Here is a 23,893-nt window from a genome sequence, read left to right as displayed (position 1 = left end):
CTCGGGGCAGCCGGGCGCGGTGCCCGGCGGCAGGGTGAGGCAGAGGAGACGGGCCATGAGCGGAGCGCACGCACTGGACGGAAGCAGGACCTACGACGTCGTCGTCATCGGCGGAGGTGTCGCCGGGCTGAGCGGGGCGCTCACCCTCGCGCGGGCCCGGCGCTCCGTCCTCGTCATCGACTCCGGCGAGGCGCGCAACGCGCCGTCGGCCGGGGTGCACAACTACCTCGGGCGTGAGGGCACGCCGCCCGGCGAGCTCGACGGCATCGGCCGCGAGGAGGTCGCGCGCTACGGCGGGCGCATCGTCCCCGGGGCCGTCACCGCGGCGACGCGCGACGACGACGGGCTGTTCGCCGTCACCACCGCCGACGGCGGGTCCGTCCGCGCGCGCCGGCTGCTCGTGACGACCGGCGTCGTCGACGAGCTCCCGGACGTGGCCGGGCTGGCCGAGCTCTGGGGCCGCAGCGTGCTCCACTGCCCGTACTGCCACGGGTGGGAGGTGCGCGACCGCGCCGTCGGGATCGTCGCGACGGACATCGGCATGGCCATGCACCAGGCGCTGCTGTGGCGGCAGTGGACCGACGACCTCGTCCTCTTCCAGCACACCGCGCAGGAGCCGACGGCGGAGCAGCGGGCCCAGCTCGACGCGCGCGGGATCCGGCTCGTCGTCGGTGAGGTCGCGGGGGTCGAGGCGGCCGACGGCGCCGGCGTCATCGACGGCGACGAGGCCGACGGCGGGCGGCACCTCACGGGGGTGCGCCTCGCGAGCGGCGAGGTGGTCGAGCGGCACGCGGTCGCCGTCGCGACGACGCTCCACGCCCGCGCCGACTTCCTTGGCACGCTCGGCCTCGAGCCGGCCGAGCTGCGCTTCGACGACGTCGTCATCGGCGAGGCCGTGCCGGCGCTCAACCCGATGGGCGCGACGGCGGTGCCCGGCGTCTACGTCGCCGGGAACGTCACGAACCCCATGGCGCAGGTCATCGTCTCCGCGGCCGCCGGGATGATGGCGGGGGCGGTCATCAACGGCGAGCTCGCCACCGAGGACACCGAGCGCGCCGTCGCGACTCGCGCGGCAGGCGCCGTCGTCCGCTGAGCGCCGCTGCCTAGACCCGGCTCGCGTCGTCGGAGCCGCCGCACGCGCACGCGCACCCGGCGTCGTCGGCGCCAGCGGCGTCAGTGCTCGACGCGAGCAGGGCGACCGGGGAAGCGCAGCAGTCGTCGCCGCGCCAGGCCTCCAGGCCCTCCTTGACCGCGACGGCGGCGATGATGAGCGCCGCGAGCGGGTCGGCCCAGGTCCATCCGAGGGTGGAGTTGAGGACCAGGCCGACGAGGAGCACGGCGGAGAGGTAGGTGCACAGGAGCGTCTGCTTGGAGTCCGCCACGGCCGAGGCGGAGCCGAGCTCGCGGCCGGTGCGCCGCTCGAACCACGACAGGAACGGCATGACCGCGAGGCTCACCGCGGCGAGCGTGATCCCGACGGTGGAGTGCTCGGGCGCGGCGTCGGTGAGGAGCGACCGGACGGCGTCGAGGCTGACGAAGACGGCCAGGCCGAAGAAGGAGACGGCGATGAGTCGCATCGCCGTGCGCTCGCGCCGCTCGGGATCCGCTGCCGAGAACTGCCACGCCACCGCGGCGGCGGAGAGCACCTCGACGAGGGAGTCGAGTCCGAACCCGACGAGCGCCGCTGACGAGGCGATCCGGCCGGCCGTGATGGCGACGACGGCCTCGACGACGTTGTAGGTGATCGTCGCGGCGACGATCCACCGGATGCGTCGCGCGAGGACGGCGCGGCGGGCGCTGGTCAGCACGCCGGAACCGGGGGTGGTGGCGAGGCTCATGAGCAGGCGCACCCCTCCGGGCCGCAGCACGACGCGTCGACGGCGACGGCAAGGTCGAGGAGGCCGTCCAGCGCCGGCGCGAGCGCGTCCCCGGCGAGGCGGTACCAGGTGCGGCGGCCGTCCGGGACGGAGTCGACGAGGCCGCACCCGCGCAGGCAGGCGAGCTGGTTCGACATCACCTGCCGGGACACGCCGAGCGCCTCCGCGAGGTCCGACGGGCACGCCGGCGCCGCGCGCAGCTCGAGCAGGATGCGGGTCCGCGTCTGGTCCGACAGGGCGTACCCGAGGCGCGCGAGCGCGGTGGCGTGGGCGAGGGTGACCGTGCTCATGGCGACGACAGTACACGGGTCCGTGTACTGATGGCGGCGCGCCGAGACGATCGCGTCCGGGCCGCACGATGGCGGCCGGCTCGCACGTGGCCCCCGAGCAGTGGAGGTGCTCAGGCGAAACGGCGGCGCCCTCCCGGTGCTGGCGGGGACGCTGGGGGCGTCCGCGCGGGCACGGGGAGGGCGCTCGTCGGTGCTGGCTGCTGGCCGGTCCCGGTGGTGGGGCCGGAGCGAGGTCAGTGGTCGTGGGTCTCGCCCTCGTGGTCGTGGCCCTGGTCCTCGCCCTCGTGGTCGTGGTCCTCGCCCTCCTCCTCGTGGGCGTCCTCGGTGCCCGGGGCGCCGGCCTCGATGGCGGGCGGCGGGGAGCCGGTGACGGACGTGATCTCGTCCGGCGTGTGCGGCAGGTCGTAGCTGCGCATGACCTCGCCGGTGGAGAGGCTGACGGCGTGGAGCTGGTTCGTCGCCGGCTCGGTGACGTAGGCGATCGAGTCCGCCACGTGGAGGGCGGGGCGGGGCTGCTGCCACTCGAGCGGCTCCTCCCAGGGCGCGACGATGAGCGCGCGGGCGAGCTCCTCACCGGTGTCGGGGTTGATGACCCGCAGCGTGCCGTCCGTGGCGAGGACGAACGCCTCGCCCTGGGGGCCGCGGGCGAGGGAGCGGAAGCTGTAGCTCGCGCCGAGGTCGACGAGCCGGAGCGTGCCGGTCGCGGTGTCGATGAGGGCGATGCGCTCCGGGCGCTCGAGGTCCGCCTCCGGGTCGGTCTTGTAGTCCCCGAGGACGACGGCGGAGGTCTCGTGGCCGACGAGGTTGCCCGAGCGGGCGTAGGCGTCCTCGACCGGCACCTTGGAGAACGCGCCGCCGGAGAGCAGGAGCGGGCCGTTCTCGCAGCCGACGACGACGGCCTCACCGGCGGCGACCGCCTCGCCGTGCAGGCCGGGGCAGTCGTCCGAGCCGGTGATCTCGTTGCCGTCGGCGTCGAGGACGACGGCGCCGTAGCGGCCGTCGTCGTCGCCCGCGCTCGAGAAGAGCGTGCCGTCGCTCAGCGCGACGGCGACGCCGTGGTGGGCTGCGTCCGGGGCCGTCCACGTGTCGACGTGCGGCTCGCCGTCGGCGAGCTCGGTCGGGTCGAGGACCTGCACCTCGCCCGTGCCGTCCGCGAACAGAGCCGTCCGGCCGGCGTGGACGACGACGTGCCCGGCCTCCTCGGCCGGGAGGACGAGGTCGGTCAGGCGCGGGTCGCCCGCACGGTAGTGCGCGTGGTCGCCGTGCGCCTCGGCGAGGAGGGCGCCGTCGTAGGCGTGGAACCCCTCGGCGGTGGTGATGAGGACGTGCCGCCCGTCGCCCGCGGCGTTGACCCGCAGGTACCCGGGGAGCTCGACGTCGTCGAGGATCTCGCCCGAGCCGGTGTCGAGGGTCATGATGCCGCCGTCGTAGGTCATGACGATGCGGGGGTCGAGGGTGGCGACCTCGACGAGCGCGGCGCCGTCGTCGTCCCCGGTGGCCGTGGTGGCCTCGGCGGTGGGCGTCGCGGTGGACGCGGCCGGGGTGGTTCCCGCGCCGGAGCATCCGGCCAGGGTGGCCGCGAGGGTAACGGCCGCGAGGGCCGGGAGAGGGGTGGGTCTACGCATGGTCGGGAGTCTCGCTCATCTATCTCGGTGACGGATCTCGGTGCCTCCGATGCGGACTCGTCAGCCCCGAGAGGGCTCGCTGGGTCTGCAGAGGCAGTTCAGGCGCCGCGCCGGGATCGCCGGGCGGCATGATCATGAGACTAGATAGTGAGAACCATTATCGTCAAGCCCGTACGTCCGCCTCGCCGCCTCGCGCCCTTCCGCCTCACCCCCTCGTCAGGGCGGAGTTGTGTCGTGGTGCCTTAACGCCTGCGAAACACCCACCACAACCAGGCGAAACGCCGCCTCAATACGTTGCGGGGGAAGCGGAAACCATCCCTTGGCCGCATCGCGCGCTCAGCCGCTTCAGCGGGCGCGCCGTGCTGGAGAAACCCATGACCCTGGACCCTCGGCAACGCCCGCGCCGGCGCAGACTCGGCGCGAGCGTCGCCGTCACCGCGCTCGCCACGACCGCCATCGCGGCCGGTGCCACGACACCCGCGCTGGCCTACAACACCGTCAGCGTCGCCGGCGGTGACGCCTGGAACGTCCACGACGCGGCGAGCCCGGGCATCGACACCGGCAGCGTCATGGACACCGACGGCCGGGCCCTCATGGGCTACGGCGGCCTGCGCGTCGACGTCGCGGGCGGTGACAGCCCGCTCAACGGGATCCTCCTGCGGGGCTTCGAGCTGACCTTCGACGGGCTCGACACGTTCACGACGGAGCAGGGTGTCTCCGTCGACGGCGTCGTGGTCCAGCGCGAGCTCCACGTCGACCGGGGGACCAGCACGGGCCGCTTCTTCGACTCCTTCACCAACTCGACCGGCTCCCCGGTGAGCGTCTCGGTCGCCTTCGGCGGCCAGCTCGGCTACGACACGGGGACGAACCAGAGCGCGATCGCCGGCACGTCCAGCGGCGACCTCGCCATCAGCGACGACGACGGCTGGGTCTCCTGGTACTCCCCGACGGACGGCGCCGGCTCGGCCAGCCAGAACGGCCCCTCGGCGACGACGGTCGGCACCCCGGGCTACGGCGGCTCCCTCGAGCGGATGGGCACCTTCCTGCGCGACCCGTTCATCAACGACCTCCCCGCGAGCGGTGACGACGCCAACCACCCGGCGTTCGTCAACACCCTGACGATCGACCCGGGCGAGACGCTCTCACTGGCGACGTTCGTCGTCACCGGCCTCTCGGAGACGACGGAGATCACCGACGGCGCGACCATCCCCCCGGCGGGGAGCCAGGTCGCCGCCGTCCAGGAGCGCGCCGCGGCGCTGACGGAGGCGCCCGACTTCAGCGACCTCACGAGCGCCGAGGTCTGCTCGCTGGCCAACTACGACCTCACCGCGCTCGCGGTCGACTGCACCGCACCGGCGGGCGGGATCCAGGACGACGTCCCGGTCGCCTCCCCGGTGACGCTGCGGACCAGCGTGGCGTACGACGTCGTCGGCAAGACGATCACGGACCTGCGCCGCGACATGGACGCCGGCACGACGAGCGCCGAGCAGATCACCCAGGCCTACCTCGACCGCATCGCGGCCTACGACCGCGGGCCCTTCGGGCTGCACTCCGTCATCACCGTCGCCCCGACCGCCCTCGCGCAGGCCCGGGCCGCGGACGCCGCGCGCGCCGCCGGCGACGACCGGCCGCTGCTCGGCATCCCGATCCTCGTCAAGGACATCGTCGACACGATCGACATGCCCACCACCGGCGGCTCGCTCGTCTTCGACGGCTACCAGCCCACCGCGGACTCGTGGCAGGTGGCGAAGCTGCGCGAGGCCGGCGCGATCATCCTCGGCAAGGCCAACCTCGCCGAGTTCGCCAACGACGGGCACTTCAGCCCCAGCGCGTACGGCCAGGTGTGGAACGCGTTCGACCCGTCGCGCAGCTCGATCGGGTCGAGCGGCGGGTCCGCTGTCGCCGTCGCGTCGAGCTTCGCCGCCGCCGCGATCGGCACGCAGACCGGTGACTCGCTGTGGGGCCCGGCCGGGGCGGCGAGCCTGTTCTCGCTGCGCGGCACGGACGGCATGCAGAGCAGCGCCGGCACGATGCCGCTCACGCTCATCCAGGACTACGTCGGGTTCATCACCCAGTCCACGGACGACCTCGCCCTCCTCCTCGAGGCGACCGCCGTCGACAACCCCGACGACGTCCTCGACGACGTCGCCAACGGGCACCGTCCGGACGACTGGATGGAGTACCTGTCCGAGGACGCCCTCGAGGGCAAGGTCATCGGCATCCCCGAGGGGGCGTTCATCGACCCGTTCGGCACGCCCGAGACGAGCGAGGCGCTCCAGGCCCGGTTCGCGCAGTTCGAGGCGGCCGGCGCGACGCTCGTCGAGATGCCGGCGGCCCCGTCCGCACCCGGCACGCGGCCCGGCGGTGACCTCGGCTACGAGGGCTGGGCGCAGTGGATCGACGCCCACCCGGACAACCCGTACACGCTCGCCGAGCAGATCACGCGCAGCCCGCTGCGGATCCCGACGCGCGTCAACACCACGCCCTACACCGGCACCGGCCGGATGAGCGACGCCGAGCAGCGCGCGTTCGAGCAGTGGCGCGCCGGCTGGCGCACCGCCCTGGGGGAGTGGATGGACACGAGCGGAGTGGACGCCGTGCTCTACGCGACCGAGCTGAGCGACATCCACCTCAACGACTCCGTCATCCCGAGCTTCGGGCGGATCGACCCGCAGTCCTCGGGCGCCGGTGTGCCCACCGTCGTCTTCCCCGCGGGCGTCAACGTCCACGGCAACCCGGTGGGCTTCCAGCTCCAGGGCAAGGAGTTCCAGGACGCCGAGCTCCTCGGGTTCGCGTATGCCTTCGACGCCGTCGAGGCCGGCCGGGTCCTCCCGTCCATCTCCCCGGCGCTCGCCTACGCCCCGGCCGCGCCCGCGCAGGTGGTCGCGCCGCTCCCGGCGCTGGCGCAGGCGCAGCCCGTCGTGCCGTGGGAGCCGGAGCCCCCGACGGAGGAGCCGACCGAGCCCCCGGTCGAGGAGCCGACGGAGCCGCCGGTCGAGGAGCCCACGGAGCCCCCGACCGAGGTGCCCACGGAGACCCCGACCGATGTTCCCACGGAGACCCCGACCGGCCCGGCGCCCGGCCAGGGTGACGGCGACGACGACGGCGGCGCGCTGCCGGGCGACGGCGGCCCGGTCTCGGGTGGCCCGGGCACGCTGCCGAGCACCGGCGTCGACGGGATCGTCATGCTCTGGGCGGCGCTCGCCGCAGCAGGGACCGGCGCCGCGCTGCTCGCCGGGACCGGCGTGAGGAAGCGGAAGTCCATCCTCAGCGAGGTGTAGCCGGACCGGCGGAGGCGGCGCCCGTGATCACGGGCGCCGCCTTCGTCGTGGGCCGTCAGGCGGGGCCGAACCAGTCCTCCGCCGCCTCGCGCAGGGCCGCGTCGGCCTCGCGCGGGTAGGGGAAGCACGCGTTGTGCGCGCCCGGGAGGACGACGGCGCGGGCTCCCGCGAGCTCGGCGAGGTGGCGCGACCACGCCGCGGGAGCAAAGCCGTCCCGCCAGCCGGTGGTGACGAGCGTCGGGATCCCGAGCGCGCGCAGCTCGGGGGCGGCGTCCTCGGGGCGGTCGGCCATCGCGTCGAGCAGCAAGCGGAGGAGCGGCACGCCGCCACTGCTCACGTACGACGGGACCGCGGCCGGGAGCTCGCCCCCTGCCTCGCGCGGGAGCGTCGTGAGCGCGCGGGCCACGAGGGAAGGGACGGTCCGCGAGGAGGGGACGAAGGTCGGCCCGGCGAGGACGACGCCGGCCAGCCGCTCCGGTGCGAGCAGCGCCGCCCGGAGCACGCCCTGGGCGCCGGTCGAGTGGCCGAGGAGGATGACGTCGCGCTTGCCGCTCGCCTCGAGCCAGCGGACGATCCCGGCAGCGAGGCCGTGGACCGTCGGCTCGCAGGCGCGCGCCCGGCCGCGGTGCCAGCCCGGGAGGTCGAGCACGGTCGCGCGGGTCCACGCCGAGGCGGCGCGAGCCCACGGCGCGATGTAACCCGGGGCGCCGAGGCCCGGCACGAAGACGACCTCGGGGAGGCCGCGGACCTCGCCGGCGCTGAGCGAGCGGACCGGACGGCCGTCGACGACCGTCGTCGTCCGCGCGAGGGCGTAGTCGCCGTGGAGCTCCTGCCACCGCGCGCGCCACGGCTGGGGGTGACGCTCGGTTGTGGGCATGGCGCACGAGCGTATAGGCCGGGGGGCGGGGATGCCGCGCCAGGCCCGGCGGTCCAGGAGTGCGTTGGGGTGTGGCGCCGCCAGGTGGGACGGCGTCGGCCCCCTGGGCTGCGTGATCGTGCATACGTGCAGGACAACGTCGGGCCCCGGCCCCGCTCGCGTGGAGCGGGAACCGGGGCCCGATGGTCGTGCCGTGCGCGGGGAGCGGCTCAGCGGCGCGTGGTGCTCGTGCCAGCCGCGCGGCCGTCGTCGCGGCGGGGCCAGAGGGCGATCGCGAGGCCCGCGAGGGCGCTCACGACGTGGAGCCAGTTGTCCGCCTGGTTGATGTTGAGGAGGTTGGCGTCCGGGTTGTCGGCCACGATGAAGCCGTAGATCGCCGCGGCGCCGTAGCCGATGGCAAGGAGCCAGCCATAGGTGCGGGCGCTGCTCGCCTTCGACCACATGATGACGCCGGCGAGGCCGATGACGAGGTGGACGATGTTGTGCAGCGGGTTGATCGCGAAGCCGAGGAGCGTCTGGTCGTGGTTGTGCTCGGTGAACCCGTCGAAGCCGGTGACGAAGAATCCAGCGACACCGACCAGCAGGTAGACCACACCGATGACGAGCGCGAGGTACTGGTGCGGAGCCTTGCGGTCCGTCGCCGTTGACTGAGCCATGATTTCCCTCCAGAGGTGACGAGGTGCACGTGCGATCAAGGGTTGCGCATGACCGGTTTGTCCGCACGCCGGGGTGAAGGGCAGATTCCGACGAACCCGGCGGTTCTTCGATTGTTGACTGCCCCACGAGGTGCGGACACCAGGTGGAGATCACTGTTATGTACGTGGGCGGTCGACCTGGGCCAGGAGTCGACTCGCTGACGGGCGAAGCCCGTCGTCAAGCCTCGTTCGACGGCGGCGCCCCCAACCACGCGGCGAGGTCAGCCTCCTTGGGTGGAGCCTTAAGGGAGGCGCCCATGCTCGTGAACAGCTCCGTCACGAGATCAGGACGCTCGCCTGGGACGACCTCGAACTCTCCACGTGAGGTCAGAAGGTCTGCGATCTCCAGGCGCCACGCGCCCAGCCGCCCCGGAACGTCCAGTGTGAGGCGTGCAGTCTGCCGAATTCTCGCGGCTTCGGCTGGCGTCGTGTTCAGCAGTGTGTCGAGGTGCGGGGTCCTCAGGGTGGCGCTGGCCGACGTGGCACCGATGCGCTTGAGCATCGTCGCGTGGGGCTCGATCACCGTCAGTTCGAGGAAGTCGCCGACCGGCTCACGCCCGAATGCGCGTCTGTACGAGCTATGTTCCTTCAGGTGCTTGAGCTGCGGGTCCTCGATCCGCCACTTGTCGAGCCACTCTTCCCCGACGGCGGCGCGCAGATGTTTGACGGCCTCGTTCCATCTGCCGTCCGAGGCGAAGGAGCAGGCCCAGTCATAGGCGACGACAGGGGGCCACAGCCGTGGCTCCATAGCCTGCGCGCTGTCTGCTAAGAGCTTCGCCGCTATGAGAGTTTCCTTGGCCTTACTCAAGGCAGCCTGGGCGGCGTCGGCCCGGGCGGCAGCAGCCGTCCGGATGACGGCAGGCGTTCCCGGCACACTGGCATCGGCCTTCGCCTTGGCAGCCTCCTTCGCCGTGCGGCACTCATACGCCACCAACAGATTGAGCGCCGGCGCCAGGCGGGCGCGCATCGTCCTAAGCCACGACTCATCCACCCCGGGGGCGTACGTCGCGCTGCGAACCGCCGCGTCGAGCGCGTAGATCGCCGCGACGATGTTCGCCCTTTCCGCGCCCTGCGGCCCGTCCGGGCATCGGACGTAGGCGCGGTTGACGAGGGCGGCGAAGCGCGAATATCGAGCACGCAGAATCAACGACTCCGTCGGACTCGGTTCCTCGAGCGCGACGAAGTCACCCAGGAAGCTGGCATACAAGAGAAGGTCGTGCTGGTCAGTCGACTGGCGGAACCGGTGGTGCCAGTACTCGAGCAGCACCGGCCGGTTGTCGGGGTCCTCGGCCAGGGCCCGGCCGAGGATCTCGCCGCGCTCAGGCTTGTTGTGAACCAGATCGGTCTTGGCGACGAAGTGCAGCCCGATCCCTATCCAGTTGCTGGCGCCCGCAAGGGTGGGCATCGCGTAGCGTTCCGCGAACGCCGCGACGACGACCGCCGCACACATGCGGTGCATGTCGGGCAGCACCGGCGTTGCGTCCTTTCCCACCGCGGTCGTCTTTCCAGAGGAATCTGCCAGCGGCACGCGCAGACCAAGCAGGTCGCGTTCGACGACGTCCGCGCGCACCACCCGGCCGTGCTGTGAGACGGAGACCGCGTGCACGTCATCCGACTCGACCTGGATGCGAACCACCCATGGGGTGCGGGGGACGAGGAGCTCGAGGACTTTGTAGACCGCCTTGGCGACGCGGCCCTCGGGCGTCGTCGACAGCCCGGCCATGGCGAGGCCTGTGTCCCCGGCCGGAGCCGGCGTCTCAAGGCCCTTGAGGTCGCCGAGCGTCAGCTCACGGATGAGCGCGGCGACGTGCCCCGACGCGTTGTGGTCGTCCTTCCCGGAGTTGTCGGTGACCCGGACAGACAGGCGGAGCGACTGGCTCATGGCCCACGCCGTCAGCACCGCTCCTACGGCGAGGGTCAGCGCGATGGCCCCGAGCACGTGCTCGTGCTGAGGGAGGACGATCGGTGCCAGGGTCCCCATGGCGAGCACCGCCACGCCGAGTGCCATGCGCACGAGCCGGTCACCTTCACTGACCGCTACCGCCTTCCGGCCGGGGCCGCCCGGGCCGCTGCCGCGCCGCCCGCCGGTGGTGACCCACGTCGTGAGCCACCCGACCGGCCACGTCAGCAGCAGGGAGACGACAACGCCGACGGCGAAGATCGCCAGGGCGCCGACCGCCGTGTCCACAAGCGGGGCGAGGTGCTTCTTCGACAGTGCCTCCCACGACGTCTCCACCTCCTCGCTCCATGTCGGCGACGCCTCGGCGGCGAGCGAGCCCCGGTCGCAGGACCTCGCCGCCGCCCGCAGCACGTCCTCGAGCGTCGGCGCCGGCGGCGTCGCGGGAAGCGCGGGCGCCGAGCACCTCAGCGCCGCCGGTAGCCGGGTTGGCTCCCGATCGAGATCGACGCCGGGAAGGAGCAGAGCGAGCTCCGCCCTCGCCCGCTCGAGCGGACTCGGGGACCCCGTCGCGTCGGAGGACGGCTCCTCGGTTGCGGTCGTCCCTCGCGAAGGACTCGCAGGAGCGGCCGACGGCGAGGGCTCGTCGAGCGTCGCGGCTGCGTCCGCGGCTCGCGCGAGCTGCTTCCCCAGCGCCGTCCGGCGGAGCGCCTCGTTGCGCTCAGCGTGACAGCTCGCCCCCGCCCTGTCCGGGCGCAGGAGGTCCTCCACGCCGTCCGTCCCGACGCCACGGAGGTCGTCGATGAGGGTGAGCGCCTCCGCCGGTTGTCCCTGGGCGTTGAGGGCGGCCGCACGCGCGCAGACGTCGTCGACCGTGGAGATCGGGGAGACGGTGGCGACCGAGGCGAGCCCGGCCGGCGCCCGCGCCCCCGGCCCGGCGTGAGCGGCAGACGCCGCACCGGCGAGGACGGCGAGGGCGAGAGCGCCCACCCATGCCGCGCGCGACCGACGTCGGACGGGGCGGTCAGCACGGTCCATGACGGCTCCTCGTTGAGCAACGCACGACCTTTTCGGCGAGCGTAGTACGAGCGAGGGGCGCGCGGAATGCGCCCGGAGGTAGACGGCCCTTTCGGGAATGCTGTTCGATGACGCAGGGCATCCGCACCGACATCGCACCCAGCGGCGCGGGGCGGGCGGGCACAACCTGGTGCCGCCCGGCTGGAGTGCCCGAGGAGGATCCGTGCCGACGCAAGCAGGCCGACGGCGTCTGACCGTCCTCATCGTCAGCAACCTCCTCGGCGGGGTTGGGATCGCCTCCGGTGCCGCGGTGGGTGCGCTGCTCGTCGAGGAGCACGGCGGCACCGCGATCGCGGGCGTGGGCCAGGCCGCGAGCGTCCTCGGTGCGGCGATAGCGGCGATCCCGCTCGCCACGATGGCCGCGCGCCATGGCCGCCGTCGGTCCCTCGCGACGGGCTACGGGATCGCGCTGACGGGCGCGGTGCTCATCATCACCGCCGCGCTGCTGGGGCAGATCCTCGTCCTGCTCCTCGGGCTCGGGCTCTTCGGGGTCGCCCAGGCGGTCAACCTGCAGTCCCGGTACGCGGCCACCGAGGGGGTGCCCGTCGCGAGCCGCGCGAAGTCGATGTCGATCGTCATCTGGGCCACGACGATCGGCTCCGTCGCCGGCCCGAACCTCAGTGCCGTCGGCGCGCGGCTCGGGGAGTCGGTGGGGGTGCCAGGGCTCGCTGGGCCGTATCTCTTCTCGCTCGTGTCGTTCGCCACAGCCGGCCTCGCCGTGGCGCTGTTCTACCGGCCGGCTCAGGCCCCGGCCGTGGACGAGCTGGACGACGGCGAGGACGCCGTCGCTCCTCCGGTCGAGTCAGCCACCACCACCACGGCCGCCATCGACACGACACCGACGATGGGAGCGATCCAGGCACTGCGGTGGGCGCTCGGCCGACGCGTGCCGCGTTTCGCCGTCGTCCTCCTCGCCGGCGGCCACGCCGTCATGGTCATGGTCATGGTGATGACCCCGCTCCACCTGCAGCACAACGGGATGTCCCTCGAGGTCGTCGGGATCGTCATCAGCCTCCACGTGCTCGGGATGTTCGCCCTCAGCCCGGTGTTCGGCTGGCTCGTCGACCGCTTCGGCGCGATCCCGACGGCGACTCTCGGGGTCTTCGTGCTCGTGCTCGCCGTCGTCCTCGGGTTCGCCGCGGCCTGGACGCACGCGCACGGCTCCCTCACCGCGGTGGCGCTGACGGTGCTCGGGCTCGGCTGGTCGGCGACGACGATCTCCGCCTCCGCGCTCATCACGAGCACGTCGACGGACGCCGTGCGCGTGCCCCTGCAGGGCGTCACGGACGCCGGCATGAACTACGCCGGCGCCAGCGCCGCGGCCGTCGCCGGGCCCGTCCTCGCCGCCGGCGGCTTCCAGGCGGTCAACATCGGCGGTGCGCTCATCCTCGTGCCGGTCATCGTCCTCCTCGTCGGCCTCCTCCGGCGCCCGGAGCACCCGGCGGAACCGCCGTCCACGACGACGCCCGCGACCGCGCCTCCCGCGGCGGCCGGAGGCAGCTGAAGTCCCCGGCTCTCGTGAGGTTCACAGTGCTCGCCTTGAGCGCGAGTCCCTCAGCGGCGCGCGAGCGCCTCGGCCATCTGGGTGACGGCGCGCTCGAGGATCGGCCGCGGCGTCGCGACGTTGAAGCGGGAGAAACCGATGCCGGCCTGCCCGCACATCGCCCCGTCCGTCATCGCCACGCCCGCCTCGTCGAGGAAGAACGTGGCCGGGCTGACCCCGAGGTCGAGCTCACGGCAGTCGAGCCACGCGAGGTACGTGCCCTCGGGTGCGACGTAGCGGATCTCGGGAATCTGCCCCGCGAGGAGCACGCCGAGCGCCTTCCGGTTCGCGTCGAGGTAGCCGAGGACGTCGTCGAGCCACTGCCCGCCGGCGGTGTACGCGGCGGTGTTGGCCACGACGCCGAGGTTCGCCGCGCCGTGCTCAGCCATCATGCCGACCTTCGCCCACACGGCGGCGTCGGCGTCGTTGGACAGGACCAGCTGGGCGCACTTCATCCCGGGCAGGTTCCACGCCTTGGAGGCAGATGTGGCGGTGACCGTGTGGCCGGCGGCGGCCTCCGAGATGGACGCGTAGGGCACGTGCTGGTAGCCGGCGAAGACGAGTGGGGCGTGGATCTCGTCGGAGAAGACGCGGCCGCCGTGGCGCTCCACGACCTCGCTGATGGCAAGCATCTCCGCTCGCTCGAGCACCCGGCCCACCGGGTTGTGGGGGTTGCACAGGATGAGGAGGTTCCCGCCGGCGCGGAAGGCGGCGTCGAGGGCGTCGAGGTCGTAGACGTAGCGGCCGTCCTCGACCGCCATCGGCACCTCGATGACCTCACGGCCGAGGGCGGGCGGCATGGAGACGAACGGCATGTACGCCGGGGTCGGCAGGATGACCGCGGAGCCGGGCGTGGAGAAGTGCCGGATCGCGGCCTCGAGCCCGGCGAGGACGTCGGGCAGCGGGCGCACGCGCTCGGCCGGGACGTCCCAGCCGTAACGGGTGCGGGACCACTCGGCGTAGGCCTCGGACATCCGCGTCGCCATCGCCGTCGGCAGGTAGCCGAAGGAACCGACGTCCACGGCGCTGTGCAGGGCCTGGGTGATGGCCGGGGCGGTCCCGAAGTCCATCTCGGCGACGAAGGCGCCGATCGTTCCCGGGAACGCGGTCCATTTCACGCCTCCGACGCCGCGGAGCTCGTCGATCGTGACCTCGTCAAAGCCGGTCGCCTGAATCATGAGGTTTCCCTTCGTTTGGCCAGGCGCGCCTCGGTGCGCTTGGTGGGTGTGCTGCCGTTCTGGTCGTCGATCTCGTTGAGGTAGTTGTAGATGGTGAAGCGGGTGACCTCGAGGGACGTCGCGATCATCTCCACGGCGTCGCGCAGGAGGAACATCCCCCGCTCCTTGAGGGAGCGCACCACCGCGAGCTTGTGCTCCTTCTTCATGAGGTTGACCGGGACCGCCTGCTCGCGGATCGCCTCGTGGATGAGGGTCGCGGCCAGCTCGTCCACGTCGCGGACGAAGACCTCGCCGGCGGCGCCCGGTTCGTGCGGCTCGGCGTCGGTCGGCGCCGGGGCGCCGCCGTTGGCCCCGATCATCTGGCCGGCCACGCGCTGCAACGACTCCCACAGGGAGAGGTCCGAGTTGATGCACAGGGCGGCGAACGGCTCGCCGCCGCTGTCCCGCAGGACCATCGTCGTCGAGCGCAGGGCCCGACCGTCCGCGAGCTGCGTGCGGTAGCCGATCATGTGGCGCAGGTCGCCCGACGCGGCCTGCTCGAGGAGGAGGTCGGTCGCTGGGTCTCCCACCCGGCGGCCGGTGACGTCCCCGTGGACGGCCACGATCGAGTGGGGTAGGCACCCGAGGTCGTGCAGGACCACCTCGGAGTAGGTCGGCAGCGCCTGGCCGAGGGGTTCGACGAGGTCGACGAACAGGGCCATGAGCCGGTCCCGCTCGTCGGCCACGGCCGCCGGAGGGGTCTCGGCCACGGCCGCCGTCGGGATGTCGGCGGGGCGTGCGGTCGTCCTGGAACTCATCACGGTGTCCTCTCCGGCGCGGGGCGCGGCGTCGCACGTCGACCTTGATGTCGACGTTCTCCCTGGGATGTTGCCGCCGTGTTTCTCGCCCGTCAACAGTTGGTTGCTTCTTTCAACAGACTCTTGTGGGACTCAATCAAGAGTTCCTAATGTCAACAGCACGTCGAAAGTTCCGTCCCCTCAGAGGCGGCGGTGGCCCTCCACCGATCCACCCGGCGTCCAAGGAGGAGCAATGTCTTCTGCGCACAGCCCCCTACGCACCGCCGCAGTCGCGGCCATCGCCGCGCTCGCCCTCGCGGCGTGCTCGAGCACGGACGACGGCGAGAGCGCGGACGCCGGCGCAGCCGGCACCGCTACCGGGGAACCCACCTCCGGTGGCTCCGCCACGTTCGCCGTCGACTCCGGATTCTTCGGGTTCGACCCCAACGTCACGCCCGCCGCGCAGGACGCCCGCGTCCTGCGGCAGGTGTTCGACTCGCTCCTCTACCTCGACGAGGACGGCGCCCTCCAGCCGTGGCTCGCGACCGACTTCGCCGTCAGCGACGACGGGCTCGAGTACACCTTCACCGTCCGGGACGACGTCACCTTCCACGACGGGACGGCCTTCGACGCCGCGGCCGTGTGCTTCAACCTCGACCGGATCGCGGACCCGGAGACGGCGTCGATCTACGCCATCGGCCTCATCGGGTCCTACACGTCCTGCACCGCGCCCGACGCGGTCACCGCCGTGGTGACGATGTCCGCGCCGTTCGCGCCGTTCCTCAACAACCTCACGTCGCCGTTCCTCGGCATGAACTCCCCGACGGCGGCCGCTGCGGTACCGCCCGCGGACTACCTCATCGACCCGACGGGCTCCGGCCCGTACGAGTTCGACAGCTACACCCCGGACGACCGCGTCGAGCTCGTCCGTAACGAGGCCTACGACTGGGCCCCGGGCAACGCCGAGCACACCGGCGCCGCGCACCTCGAGACGTTGACCTTCCAGATCATCCCGGACGCCACCGTGCGGATGGGCTCCGTGCGCAACGGCAGCGTCCAGGCGGGCAGCGGCGTCCCGGAGGAGGAGGTCGCTGCCTTCGAGGCCGACTCGAGCCTCGAGTTCGTCTCCCAGGAGCAGTCCGGCGCGCCGTACCAGCTCCACTTCAACAGCTCGAAGCCGCCGTTCGACGACCAGGCGGTCCGTGAGGCGGCACGCGCGGCCCTCGACATCGACTCCGCGGTGAGCGCCCTCTACATGGGCGTGCGGGAGCGGGCCTGGACAGCCCTCGCGCCGAGCACCATCGCTTACGCCGAGGACCTCGAGGGGGCGTTCGAGTTCGACGCGGAGGCCGCCGCGACGCTGCTGGACGAGGCCGGGTGGATCGAGGGCGCCGACGGCGTGCGCGAGAAGGACGGCGCACGCCTCGAGATCGTCTACATGGAGGCCTCGCCCAACCGGGAGAAGCGCCAGGACCTCGCGACGTTCTTCGAGGCGAACCTCGAGGACGTCGGCTTCGACGTCGAGGTGGTCTTCGAGCAGCTCGCCCAGACGACGACACGGTCGCAGGAGAACGAGTACAACATCAGCGGGCTGAGCCTCGTGGCCGTCGACCCCAACGTGCTCTACCAGATGTACGACCCCGCCTTCATCCCCGCGCCCGGGCGCAACGGCTTCAACGGCAGCCACACGGACGTCCCCGCGATCACCGAGCTCCTGGCCCAGGGTCAGCAGAGCACCGACGCCGACGAGCGGGCCGAGATCTACGCCGAGGTCCAGGCCACCGTCATCGACGAGGCGCGCTCGGTCGCCATCTACGTCCCGACGTACTCCCTGGCCCTCAACGGCCTCGCGGGCGTGCGCTTCGACGCCGAGGGCTACCCGATCCTCTACGACGCGTACCTCGCCGAGTAGGCCTCCAGCCCTCAACGAGAGGAGACGACCGGCATGGGCTACGTCATCGGCAAGCGGGTGCTCGCGGGCATCCCCACGCTCCTGGGCGTCACCGTCATCCTGTTCATCACCCTCCGCCTCCTCCCGGGCGACCCGCTCGCGGCTCTCCTGGGAGGGGCGGCGGCCACCCCCGAGATGGTGGCCAACCTCCGGACGCAGTTCGGCCTCGACCAACCGCTGCTCGTGCAGTACTGGCGGTTCCTCACCGACGCCCTCACGTTCGACCTCGGGACCTCCTACGCCTCCCGGCAACCCGTCAGCGGGATGATCGTGGACAAGATCGGCCCCACCCTCCAGCTGGCGCTCGCGGCAGCTGCCGTCTCAGCGGTCACCGGCATCGTGCTCGGCTCGATCGCCGCCATCCGGCGCAACGGCCCGATCGACAGCGCCATCCGGGTGCTCAGCCTCGTGACGACGGCGATGCCCTCCTTCTGGGTCGGGCTCCTCCTCATCATGGTCTTCTCCCTGGCGCTCGGTTGGTTCCCGGCCACCGGCAACGACGGGCTCATCGCCCTCGTGCTGCCGGCGATCACGCTCGGCCTCTCGGCGGCCGGGACGGTGACCCGGCTCGTGCGCAACAGCGTCATCGAGGTCATGGGCGACACCTTCGTCACGGCGCTGCACGCCAAGGGGCTGCGCTCCGGCGTCGTCGTCATGAAGCACGTGCTGCGCAACGCGATCATCCCCACGGTGACCATCGTCGGGCTCCAGCTCGGTGCGCTCGTGGCCGGCGCGGTCATCGTCGAGGCGGTCTTCACCCGGCAGGGCCTGGGCCAGATGCTCGTACAGGCCATCGCCGGCAACGACTACCCCGTCATCCAAGGCGTCGTGCTCGTCATCGCGGCCCTCTACATCGTCATCAACATCGTCGTCGACATCTCCTACGCCGTCATCGACCCGCGCGTGCGGTCGACCGCGGCGAAGGCATGAGAGCGGAGAACCATGAAGATCCTCATCGCAGACCGTGTCCTGTCCGGCGCCGATCTCGAGCTCGTCGAGCGGGGAGCCGTCGTCATCGACGGCGGCACCATCGCCTGGGTGGGCCCGGCCGCCGAGCTCACCACCGACGTCACGGGGGTTGACCCCGACATCGAGGACCTCGGCGACGTCACCGTGATGCCCGGCCTCATCGACGCCCACGTCCACCTCGCGTTCGACGGCGGCCCCGCCCCCGTCGCGCGGATGAGGGCGGAGAGCGACGCGCAGCAGGTGGCCACGATGCTCGCCAGCGCGCGGCAGCTCCTCAGCGTCGGGGTGACCACCGCCCGGGACCTCGGGGCGCGCGCGTACCTCGACGTCGTCGTCCGCGACGCCATCGCGGCCGGGACGGCCCGGGGGCCGCGCATCATCGCCGCGGGGGCGCCGATCACCGTCACCGGGGGCCACTGCTGGTTCATGGGAGCCGAGGCCGACGGGGTCGACGACGTGCGCAGGATGGTCCGCCGCCACCACAAGGCCGGGGTGGACGCCATCAAGATCATGTCCACCGGCGGCAACATGACCGTCGGCTCGGCGCCCTGGCACGCGCAGTTCACCACGGCCGAGCTCACCGCCGCGGTCGAGGAGGCGCACCGCCTCGGCAAGCGGGTGGCCGCCCACGCGCACGGCACCGAGGGCATCCGGCGCGCGCTCGACGCGGGCGTCGACACCCTCGAGCACTGCTCCTTCCAGACGGAGGACGGTTTCGGGGGAGTCGATCCCGAGCTCGCCGACCGCATCGGCGCCGCGCCGGTCTACGTGTCTCCGACCTGCAACGTGCGGATGCGGGAGATCCGGGCGCTCATGCCGGACAGCGAGTTCGCCCTCGCCGAGCTGTACCGGCGCGGGGCGAAGATCATCGCGAGCACCGACGCCGGGATCGACAACACCCCGCACCACGGCTTCGTCGGCGGGCTCGAGGGGATGACCGACGCCGGCCTGCCCGTCCACGAGGTGCTCCTCGCGGCGACGAGCCGGGCCGCCGAGGCGCTGGGGCTGGCCGGGGTGGCGGGGCAGCTCACCGCCGGAGCCTCGGCGGACGTCATCGCCGTGGCCGGGGACCCGCGGGAGGACCTCGCGGCCCTGTACGCGCTGCGGCTCGTCCTGGCGCGCGGGGTCCCGTTCACGCCCGACGCGCTGCCGCCCATCGCGCCCCTCTCGTTCGAGACCCTGCCCCCGCTCTTCCGGGAGAAGGTGCGGGCACGGGCCGAGGCGGACGCAGCGGCGGCCGGGACGGCGCCGGACGACGACGGCGCGAGCGTCGCGCCGTCGGCGGTCCTCCCCGCAGAGGCGTTGCCGGCGGAGGTGGACCCGTCGCTACCGGCGGTGACGCCGATGCCGCCGGCGCCCGTCCCCACCGGAGGGGGACGGCGATGACCACCCTCGACCCGGCCGTCGCCGAGCCCGTCCTCGCCCGGTCCCGGTTCGACCGCGCTCGCCTGCCGCGCTTCTCCGTCAACAACACCGTGCTCGGCCTGTCGCTCGGGTGGTTGGTGCTCGTCGTCGTCGCGGCAGTCCTGCCGGGCCTCCTCGCCGGCGGTGACCCCACGGAGCTGAACCCGGCCCGGGCGATGACCGAGCCGGGGACCGAGACGGTCCTCGGCACCGACCACTACGGCCGCTCGATCCTCACGCTCCTCGTCCACGGGGCCCGTAGCGCCATGATCATCGGCTTGTTCGCCACGGCGTTCGGGGTGGCGGTCGGCGGGCTCATCGGGCTCGTCGCGGGGTACGTCGGCGGCTGGGTGGACATGGTGGCGGGACGGCTCATGGACATGTTCATGGCGTTCCCCGGCGTGCTGCTCGCCCTCATGATCACCGCCGCGCTCGGCCCGACGACGACGAACCTCATCCTCGCCGTCGGCGTCGCCACGGTGCCGCAGTTCTACCGCGTCATGCGCGGGCAGGTGATGTCCGTGCGGGGGCGCCTGTACATCGAGGCCGCGCGCTCGAACGGCTTCCGCCAGAGCCGCATCCTCCTGCGCCACGTCCTGCCGAACGCCATCGCGCCGATCATCGTGCTCGCGACCGTGAGCGTCGGCGTCGCGATCGTCATCGCCGCCTCGCTCAGCTTCCTCGGGCTCGGCCCGCGCACCGACGTACCCGACTGGGGCCAGCTTCTCTCGATGGGTCAGCCCTACCTCGCCAACGCCTGGTGGATCTCGACGTTCCCCGGCGTGGCCCTCACCCTCACCGTCATCGCCGTCAGCCTCCTCGGGGACTGGCTGCGCGACACCCTCGACGCGGACTAGGAGAACGCCATGACCAGCTCGAAGGACACGCTCCTCGATCTCAGGGGCGTCCAGGTGGAGCTCGACCGCGGCCGCAGCCGGGTGCCGCTCGTCCGCGACGCGACGCTCGAGGTCCGTCGCGGGGAGGTCGTGTGCCTCGTGGGGGAGTCCGGCAGCGGCAAGTCCGTCACCGCCCGCACGATCATGGGGCTCACCCAGCTCGACGGCCGTATGCGGGTCAGCGGGCAGGCCCTGTTCGAGGGCACCGACCTGTTCGGCCTCGGCAAGGAGCAGATGCGCCGGCTGCGGGGGCGGGACCTCAGCATGGTGTTCCAGGAGCCGCTCAGCTCCCTCGACCCGGTGTACACCGTCGAGTCCCAGCTGCGCGAGGGCCTGCGGCGCCGGGAGAAGCTGAGTGGCAAGGCCGAGCGGGCACGGATGAGCGAGGCGCTCGCCGAGGTGGGCATCCACGACGGCACGCGCGTGCTCCGCAGCTACCCGCACCAGCTCTCGGGCGGGATGTGCCAGCGGGTCATGATCGCCATGGCGCTGCTGACCCAGCCCCGCCTCCTCATCGCCGACGAGCCGACGACGGCGCTGGACGTGACGATCCAGGCGCAGATCCTCGAGCTCCTCGACCGGCTGCGTGTGGAGACGGACATGTCCGTCCTCCTCGTCACCCACGACATGGGCGTCGCGGCGGACCTGGCCGACCGGGTCGTCGTCATGTACGCCGGGCGCGTCGTCGAGGACGCAGACCCGGGCGCCGCGTTCACCGCCGCGCAGCACCCGTACACCGCCGGGCTGCTCGCGTGCATCCCTCCGATGGTCGGTGCGCGGCCGGAGAAGCTGCCGGCCATCGGCGGCACCGTGCCCGATCCCTCAGCACTGCCCCCGGGGTGCTCGTTCCACCCGCGCTGCCCGCGCGCGACCGAGCGGTGCACGACGGAGACCCCGCCCTTGGCGAGCGTGGGGGTCAGCACGGCCGCCTGCTGGCACCCTCTCGGTGAGCGACCACCGACGGACCCGCGCAGCGCGACGCCGGTGCCGGACGGGGCGCTGCTGTGAGCGCGCCGGTCACGCACCCCACCGCCGCGGGGGAGGTCGTGAGCGACCCGATCCTGTCGATGCGCTCGGTGTCCAAGCACTTCCAGGTGCGCACCACGGCCAACCCCTTCCGTCCGCCGAGCGTGCTCAAGGCCGTCGATGGCGTCACGCTCGACATCGCCCGCGGCGAGACGTTCGGGCTCGTCGGGGAGTCCGGCTCCGGGAAGTCGACCCTTGGCCGGCTCGCCGTCCGCCTCGCGACGCCCACCGCGGGGACCATCGACTTCGACGGGCACGACATCACGAGCATCGAGGGGGAGGTGCTGCGGCGGACACGGCGGCACATGCAGGTCGTCTTCCAGGACCCGCTGGGCTCGCTCAACCCCCGCATGCGCGTGGGGGACATCATCGGGGAACCCCTGCGGGTCTTCGACAACCTCCGTGGCTCCGCGCTGGAGGACCGGGTGGCCGAGCTGCTCCGAGCCGTGGGCCTCGACCCCTCGCGGGCCACGGCCCGGCCGCGCGCACTCAGCGGCGGCCAGCGCCAGCGCGTCGGGATCGCCCGCGCGATCTCGGTCAACCCGAGCCTCATCCTCGCCGACGAGGCGGTCTCCGCCCTCGACGTCTCGGTCCAGGCGCAGATCACCAACCTCCTCGGTGATCTGCGTGAGCGGCTCGGTCTCACCTATCTGTTCATCGCGCACGGGCTGCCCATCGTCCGGCAGGTGGCGCAGCGGGTCGGGGTCATGTACCTCGGCCGCATCGTGGAGGTCGCGGGCGTCGACGAGCTCTTCGACAACCCGCAGCACCCGTACACCAAGGCGCTGCTCGCAGCCTCGCCGGTGCCGGACCCCTCCCTCAAGCGCGAGCGGGTGGTGCTGCGCGGGGAGCCGCCCACGCCGCTCAACATCCCCAGCGGCTGCCGCTTCCGCACCCGCTGCCCCATGGCGCAGGACATCTGCGCCGACATCGCACCACCCGTGGTGAGGGTCGGCCCCGGACACACGTCCGAGTGCCACTTCGCCGGACAGCTCTAGGAGGACCCGTGCGGACGGAAGCAGACAGCCGGCCCATCGGGGTCCTCATCGCGAGCAACCTCCTGGGAGGCGTCGGGGTCGCCTCGGGCGTCGCCGTCGGCGCGCTCCTCGTCGAGGAGCACGGCGGGACCGCGATCGCCGGGCTCGGTCAGGCCGCGAGCGTCCTCGGCGCGGCCATCGCCGCGATCCCGCTCGCGACGATGGCCACGCGTCACGGGCGCCGGTGGTCCCTCGCCACCGGGTACGCGATAGCGCTGACCGGGGCGGTGCTCATCATCACCGCCGCGGTCGTCGGGCAGATCCTCGTCCTCCTGCTCGGACTCGGGCTCTTCGGCGTGGCGCAGGCGGTCAACCTGCAGTCCCGCTACGCAGCCGCCGAGGGGGTGCCCGCCGCCAGCCGGGCCAAGGCGATGTCGATCGTCATCTGGGCCACGACGATCGGCTCCGTCGCCGGCCCCAACCTCAGCGCCGTCGGCGAGCGGCTCGGGACGTCCGTCGGGGTGCCAGGGCTCGCGGGCCCCTACCTCTTCTCGCTCGTCTCGTTCGCCGGTGCCGGGCTCGCCGTGGCGCTGTTCTACCGGCCGGCGCGGGTCGCGGCGGTGGGGGCGGACGCTGGCGGCGCGCCGACCGGTGCCAGCGCGTCCCGGGTTCCGGCCGCCGCTCCGGCCGGGGGCCTCGCTCCCGGCCTGCCCGCCAGTGGCGAGGGTGCTGGGGGCCGCGTCGGCAGCGCGGCGAGCCATGCGCCGACCATGGGCGCGGTGCAGGCGCTGCGGTGGGCGCTCGCGCGTCGGGTGCCGCGTTTCGCCGTCGTCCTCCTCGCCGGCGGCCACGCCGTCATGGTCATGGTCATGGTGATGACCCCGCTGCACATGCAGCACAACGGGATGTCGCTCGAGGTCGTCGGGATCGTCATCAGCCTGCACGTGCTCGGGATGTTCGCCCTCAGCCCGGTGTTCGGCTGGCTCGCGGACCGCTACGGAGCGATCCGCACGGCGACGCTCGGGGTGGCGATCCTCGTCGTCGCAATCGTCCTCGGGTTCGTCGCCGCCTCGACGCACGCGCACGGCTCGCTCACCGCGGTGGCGCTGACGGTGCTCGGGCTCGGGTGGTCGGCGACGACCATCTCCGCCTCCGCCCTCATCACGAGCACGTCGAGCGACGCGGTGCGCGTGCCCCTGCAAGGAGCCACTGATGCCGGCATGAACTACGCCGGTGCCTCGGCGGCGGCCCTCGCCGGGCCCGTCCTTGCTGCCGGGGGCTTCCACGCCGTCAACATCGGCGGTGCGCTCATCCTCGTGCCGGTCATCGTCCTCCTCGTCGGCCTCCTCCGGCGCCCGGAGCACCCGGCGGAACCGCCGTCCCCGACGACGCCCGCCACCGCGCCCGCCGCAGGCGTCGTCGGCAGCAGCTGAGCGCCCACCGGCGGAGCAGCCCCTCTGGCGGAGAGCCTTCCCGCCGGGTGCATGTGTTCAGTGCGGCGTCGTGCTCGAGCCACGTCAGGGTCACCTGTCGGACATCCCGGTCCGGTGGACT

Annotated in this window: 18 protein-coding genes; 10 read left to right on the top strand and 8 right to left on the bottom strand. The window is 72.7% G+C overall.

What is annotated here, in order from left to right; translation table 11 throughout:
* The first annotated feature begins 55 nt into the window (after positions 1-55).
* Positions 56-1,093, top strand: a complete 1,038-nt coding sequence (locus V2J63_RS13560; RefSeq protein WP_331230265.1) for an NAD(P)/FAD-dependent oxidoreductase — start codon at positions 56-58, stop codon at positions 1,091-1,093.
* A 10-nt stretch (positions 1,094-1,103) separates the two neighbouring features.
* Here the strand turns inward: V2J63_RS13560 and V2J63_RS13555 are convergent, their stop codons facing one another.
* The 3 genes from V2J63_RS13555 to aztD all read right to left on the bottom strand — a co-directional run bounded on the left by V2J63_RS13555 (position 1,104) and on the right by aztD (position 3,792).
* Entirely contained in the window at positions 1,104-1,838 is a 735-nt protein-coding gene (locus tag V2J63_RS13555; RefSeq protein ID WP_331230266.1) for a cation efflux transmembrane domain-containing protein, read from the bottom strand.
* Positions 1,835-2,167, bottom strand: a complete 333-nt coding sequence (locus tag V2J63_RS13550) for an ArsR/SmtB family transcription factor (protein WP_331230267.1) — start codon at positions 2,165-2,167, stop codon at positions 1,835-1,837. Before V2J63_RS13550 ends, V2J63_RS13555 begins: the two co-directional genes overlap by 4 nt.
* Before the next feature lie 233 nt (positions 2,168-2,400).
* Positions 2,401-3,792, bottom strand: a complete 1,392-nt coding sequence (gene aztD, locus V2J63_RS13545) for a zinc metallochaperone AztD (RefSeq protein WP_331230268.1) — start codon at positions 3,790-3,792, stop codon at positions 2,401-2,403.
* Between the two features lie 374 nt (positions 3,793-4,166).
* Here aztD and V2J63_RS13540 point away from each other — a divergent pair, with 374 nt between their 5' ends.
* The gene (locus V2J63_RS13540; protein WP_331230269.1) at positions 4,167-7,073 is read left to right on the top strand and encodes an amidase family protein; all 2,907 of its coding nucleotides are present in this window, start codon (positions 4,167-4,169) and stop codon (positions 7,071-7,073) included.
* Between the two features lie 55 nt (positions 7,074-7,128).
* Here V2J63_RS13540 and V2J63_RS13535 read toward each other — a convergent pair whose 3' ends face one another.
* The 3 genes from V2J63_RS13535 to V2J63_RS13525 form a co-directional block, all read right to left on the bottom strand.
* Complete coding sequence (locus tag V2J63_RS13535) at positions 7,129-7,950, bottom strand: alpha/beta fold hydrolase (RefSeq protein ID WP_331230270.1); 822 nt, start codon at positions 7,948-7,950, stop codon at positions 7,129-7,131.
* 209 nt (positions 7,951-8,159) lie between these two features.
* Positions 8,160-8,606, bottom strand: coding sequence for a DUF4383 domain-containing protein (locus V2J63_RS13530; RefSeq protein WP_331230271.1), 447 nt, complete (start codon positions 8,604-8,606; stop codon positions 8,160-8,162).
* A gap of 217 nt (positions 8,607-8,823) precedes the next feature.
* The gene (locus tag V2J63_RS13525) at positions 8,824-10,956 is read right to left on the bottom strand and encodes a hypothetical protein (RefSeq protein WP_331230272.1); all 2,133 of its coding nucleotides are present in this window, start codon (positions 10,954-10,956) and stop codon (positions 8,824-8,826) included.
* 826 nt (positions 10,957-11,782) lie between these two features.
* Here V2J63_RS13525 and V2J63_RS13520 point away from each other — a divergent pair.
* Complete coding sequence (locus V2J63_RS13520) at positions 11,783-13,123, top strand: MFS transporter (RefSeq protein WP_331230273.1); 1,341 nt, start codon at positions 11,783-11,785, stop codon at positions 13,121-13,123.
* Between the two features lie 50 nt (positions 13,124-13,173).
* On the opposite strand, the gene V2J63_RS13515 is transcribed toward V2J63_RS13520, so the two are convergent.
* Together V2J63_RS13515 and V2J63_RS13510 are read right to left on the bottom strand one after the other, a co-directional pair.
* Complete coding sequence (locus tag V2J63_RS13515) at positions 13,174-14,340, bottom strand: MalY/PatB family protein (protein WP_331230274.1); 1,167 nt, start codon at positions 14,338-14,340, stop codon at positions 13,174-13,176.
* Positions 14,337-15,137, bottom strand: coding sequence for a helix-turn-helix transcriptional regulator (locus V2J63_RS13510; RefSeq protein WP_331230275.1), 801 nt, complete (start codon positions 15,135-15,137; stop codon positions 14,337-14,339). The genes V2J63_RS13515 and V2J63_RS13510 overlap by 4 nt, the downstream gene beginning before the upstream one ends.
* A gap of 232 nt (positions 15,138-15,369) precedes the next feature.
* Between V2J63_RS13510 and V2J63_RS13505 the strand changes: the two genes are divergently transcribed.
* From V2J63_RS13505 to V2J63_RS13475, 7 genes are read left to right on the top strand one after another with little or no spacing between them, the layout of a single operon-like run.
* Positions 15,370-17,028, top strand: coding sequence for an ABC transporter substrate-binding protein (locus V2J63_RS13505; RefSeq protein WP_331230276.1), 1,659 nt, complete (start codon positions 15,370-15,372; stop codon positions 17,026-17,028).
* Between the two features lie 33 nt (positions 17,029-17,061).
* Positions 17,062-17,997 (top strand): ABC transporter permease, encoded by a 936-nt coding sequence (locus tag V2J63_RS13500; RefSeq protein WP_331230277.1) that lies wholly within the window; start codon positions 17,062-17,064, stop codon positions 17,995-17,997.
* A 12-nt stretch (positions 17,998-18,009) separates the two neighbouring features.
* Positions 18,010-19,422: a metal-dependent hydrolase family protein gene (locus V2J63_RS13495; RefSeq protein WP_331230278.1), complete on the top strand. Its 1,413-nt coding sequence runs from the start codon at positions 18,010-18,012 to the stop codon at positions 19,420-19,422.
* Positions 19,419-20,297, top strand: a complete 879-nt coding sequence (locus V2J63_RS13490) for an ABC transporter permease (RefSeq protein ID WP_331230279.1) — start codon at positions 19,419-19,421, stop codon at positions 20,295-20,297. The genes V2J63_RS13495 and V2J63_RS13490 overlap by 4 nt, the downstream gene beginning before the upstream one ends.
* Before the next feature lie 9 nt (positions 20,298-20,306).
* Positions 20,307-21,344, top strand: coding sequence for an ABC transporter ATP-binding protein (locus V2J63_RS13485; RefSeq protein ID WP_331230280.1), 1,038 nt, complete (start codon positions 20,307-20,309; stop codon positions 21,342-21,344).
* Between the two features lie 38 nt (positions 21,345-21,382).
* Positions 21,383-22,360 (top strand): ABC transporter ATP-binding protein, encoded by a 978-nt coding sequence (locus V2J63_RS13480; protein ID WP_331230281.1) that lies wholly within the window; start codon positions 21,383-21,385, stop codon positions 22,358-22,360.
* Between the two features lie 8 nt (positions 22,361-22,368).
* Complete coding sequence (locus V2J63_RS13475; RefSeq protein ID WP_331230282.1) at positions 22,369-23,772, top strand: MFS transporter; 1,404 nt, start codon at positions 22,369-22,371, stop codon at positions 23,770-23,772.
* The last annotated feature ends 121 nt before the right edge of the window (positions 23,773-23,893 follow it).

Origin of the sequence: Georgenia wangjunii (assembly GCF_036421975.1) — a bacterium.
GTDB lineage: Bacteria > Actinomycetota > Actinomycetes > Actinomycetales > Actinomycetaceae > Georgenia_A > Georgenia_A wangjunii.
The sequence above is the reverse complement of the archived record's forward strand: the minus strand, read 5'-3'. Positions and strand labels throughout refer to the sequence as shown.

Excerpts from the sequence above, each read along its gene's own strand:
- V2J63_RS13560 (WP_331230265.1), top strand. The coding sequence starts at position 56 with ATGAGCGGAGCGCACGCACTGGACGGAAGCAGGACCTACGACGTCGTC.
- V2J63_RS13555 (WP_331230266.1), bottom strand. The coding sequence starts at position 1,838 with ATGAGCCTCGCCACCACCCCCGGTTCCGGCGTGCTGACCAGCGCCCGC.
- V2J63_RS13550 (WP_331230267.1), bottom strand. The coding sequence starts at position 2,167 with ATGAGCACGGTCACCCTCGCCCACGCCACCGCGCTCGCGCGCCTCGGG.
- aztD (WP_331230268.1), bottom strand. The coding sequence starts at position 3,792 with ATGCGTAGACCCACCCCTCTCCCGGCCCTCGCGGCCGTTACCCTCGCG.
- V2J63_RS13540 (WP_331230269.1), top strand. The coding sequence starts at position 4,167 with ATGACCCTGGACCCTCGGCAACGCCCGCGCCGGCGCAGACTCGGCGCG.
- V2J63_RS13535 (WP_331230270.1), bottom strand. The coding sequence starts at position 7,950 with ATGCCCACAACCGAGCGTCACCCCCAGCCGTGGCGCGCGCGGTGGCAG.
- V2J63_RS13530 (WP_331230271.1), bottom strand. The coding sequence starts at position 8,606 with ATGGCTCAGTCAACGGCGACGGACCGCAAGGCTCCGCACCAGTACCTC.
- V2J63_RS13515 (WP_331230274.1), bottom strand. The coding sequence starts at position 14,340 with ATGATTCAGGCGACCGGCTTTGACGAGGTCACGATCGACGAGCTCCGC.
- V2J63_RS13510 (WP_331230275.1), bottom strand. The coding sequence starts at position 15,137 with ATGAGTTCCAGGACGACCGCACGCCCCGCCGACATCCCGACGGCGGCC.
- V2J63_RS13505 (WP_331230276.1), top strand. The coding sequence starts at position 15,370 with ATGTCTTCTGCGCACAGCCCCCTACGCACCGCCGCAGTCGCGGCCATC.
- V2J63_RS13500 (WP_331230277.1), top strand. The coding sequence starts at position 17,062 with ATGGGCTACGTCATCGGCAAGCGGGTGCTCGCGGGCATCCCCACGCTC.
- V2J63_RS13495 (WP_331230278.1), top strand. The coding sequence starts at position 18,010 with ATGAAGATCCTCATCGCAGACCGTGTCCTGTCCGGCGCCGATCTCGAG.
- V2J63_RS13490 (WP_331230279.1), top strand. The coding sequence starts at position 19,419 with ATGACCACCCTCGACCCGGCCGTCGCCGAGCCCGTCCTCGCCCGGTCC.
- V2J63_RS13485 (WP_331230280.1), top strand. The coding sequence starts at position 20,307 with ATGACCAGCTCGAAGGACACGCTCCTCGATCTCAGGGGCGTCCAGGTG.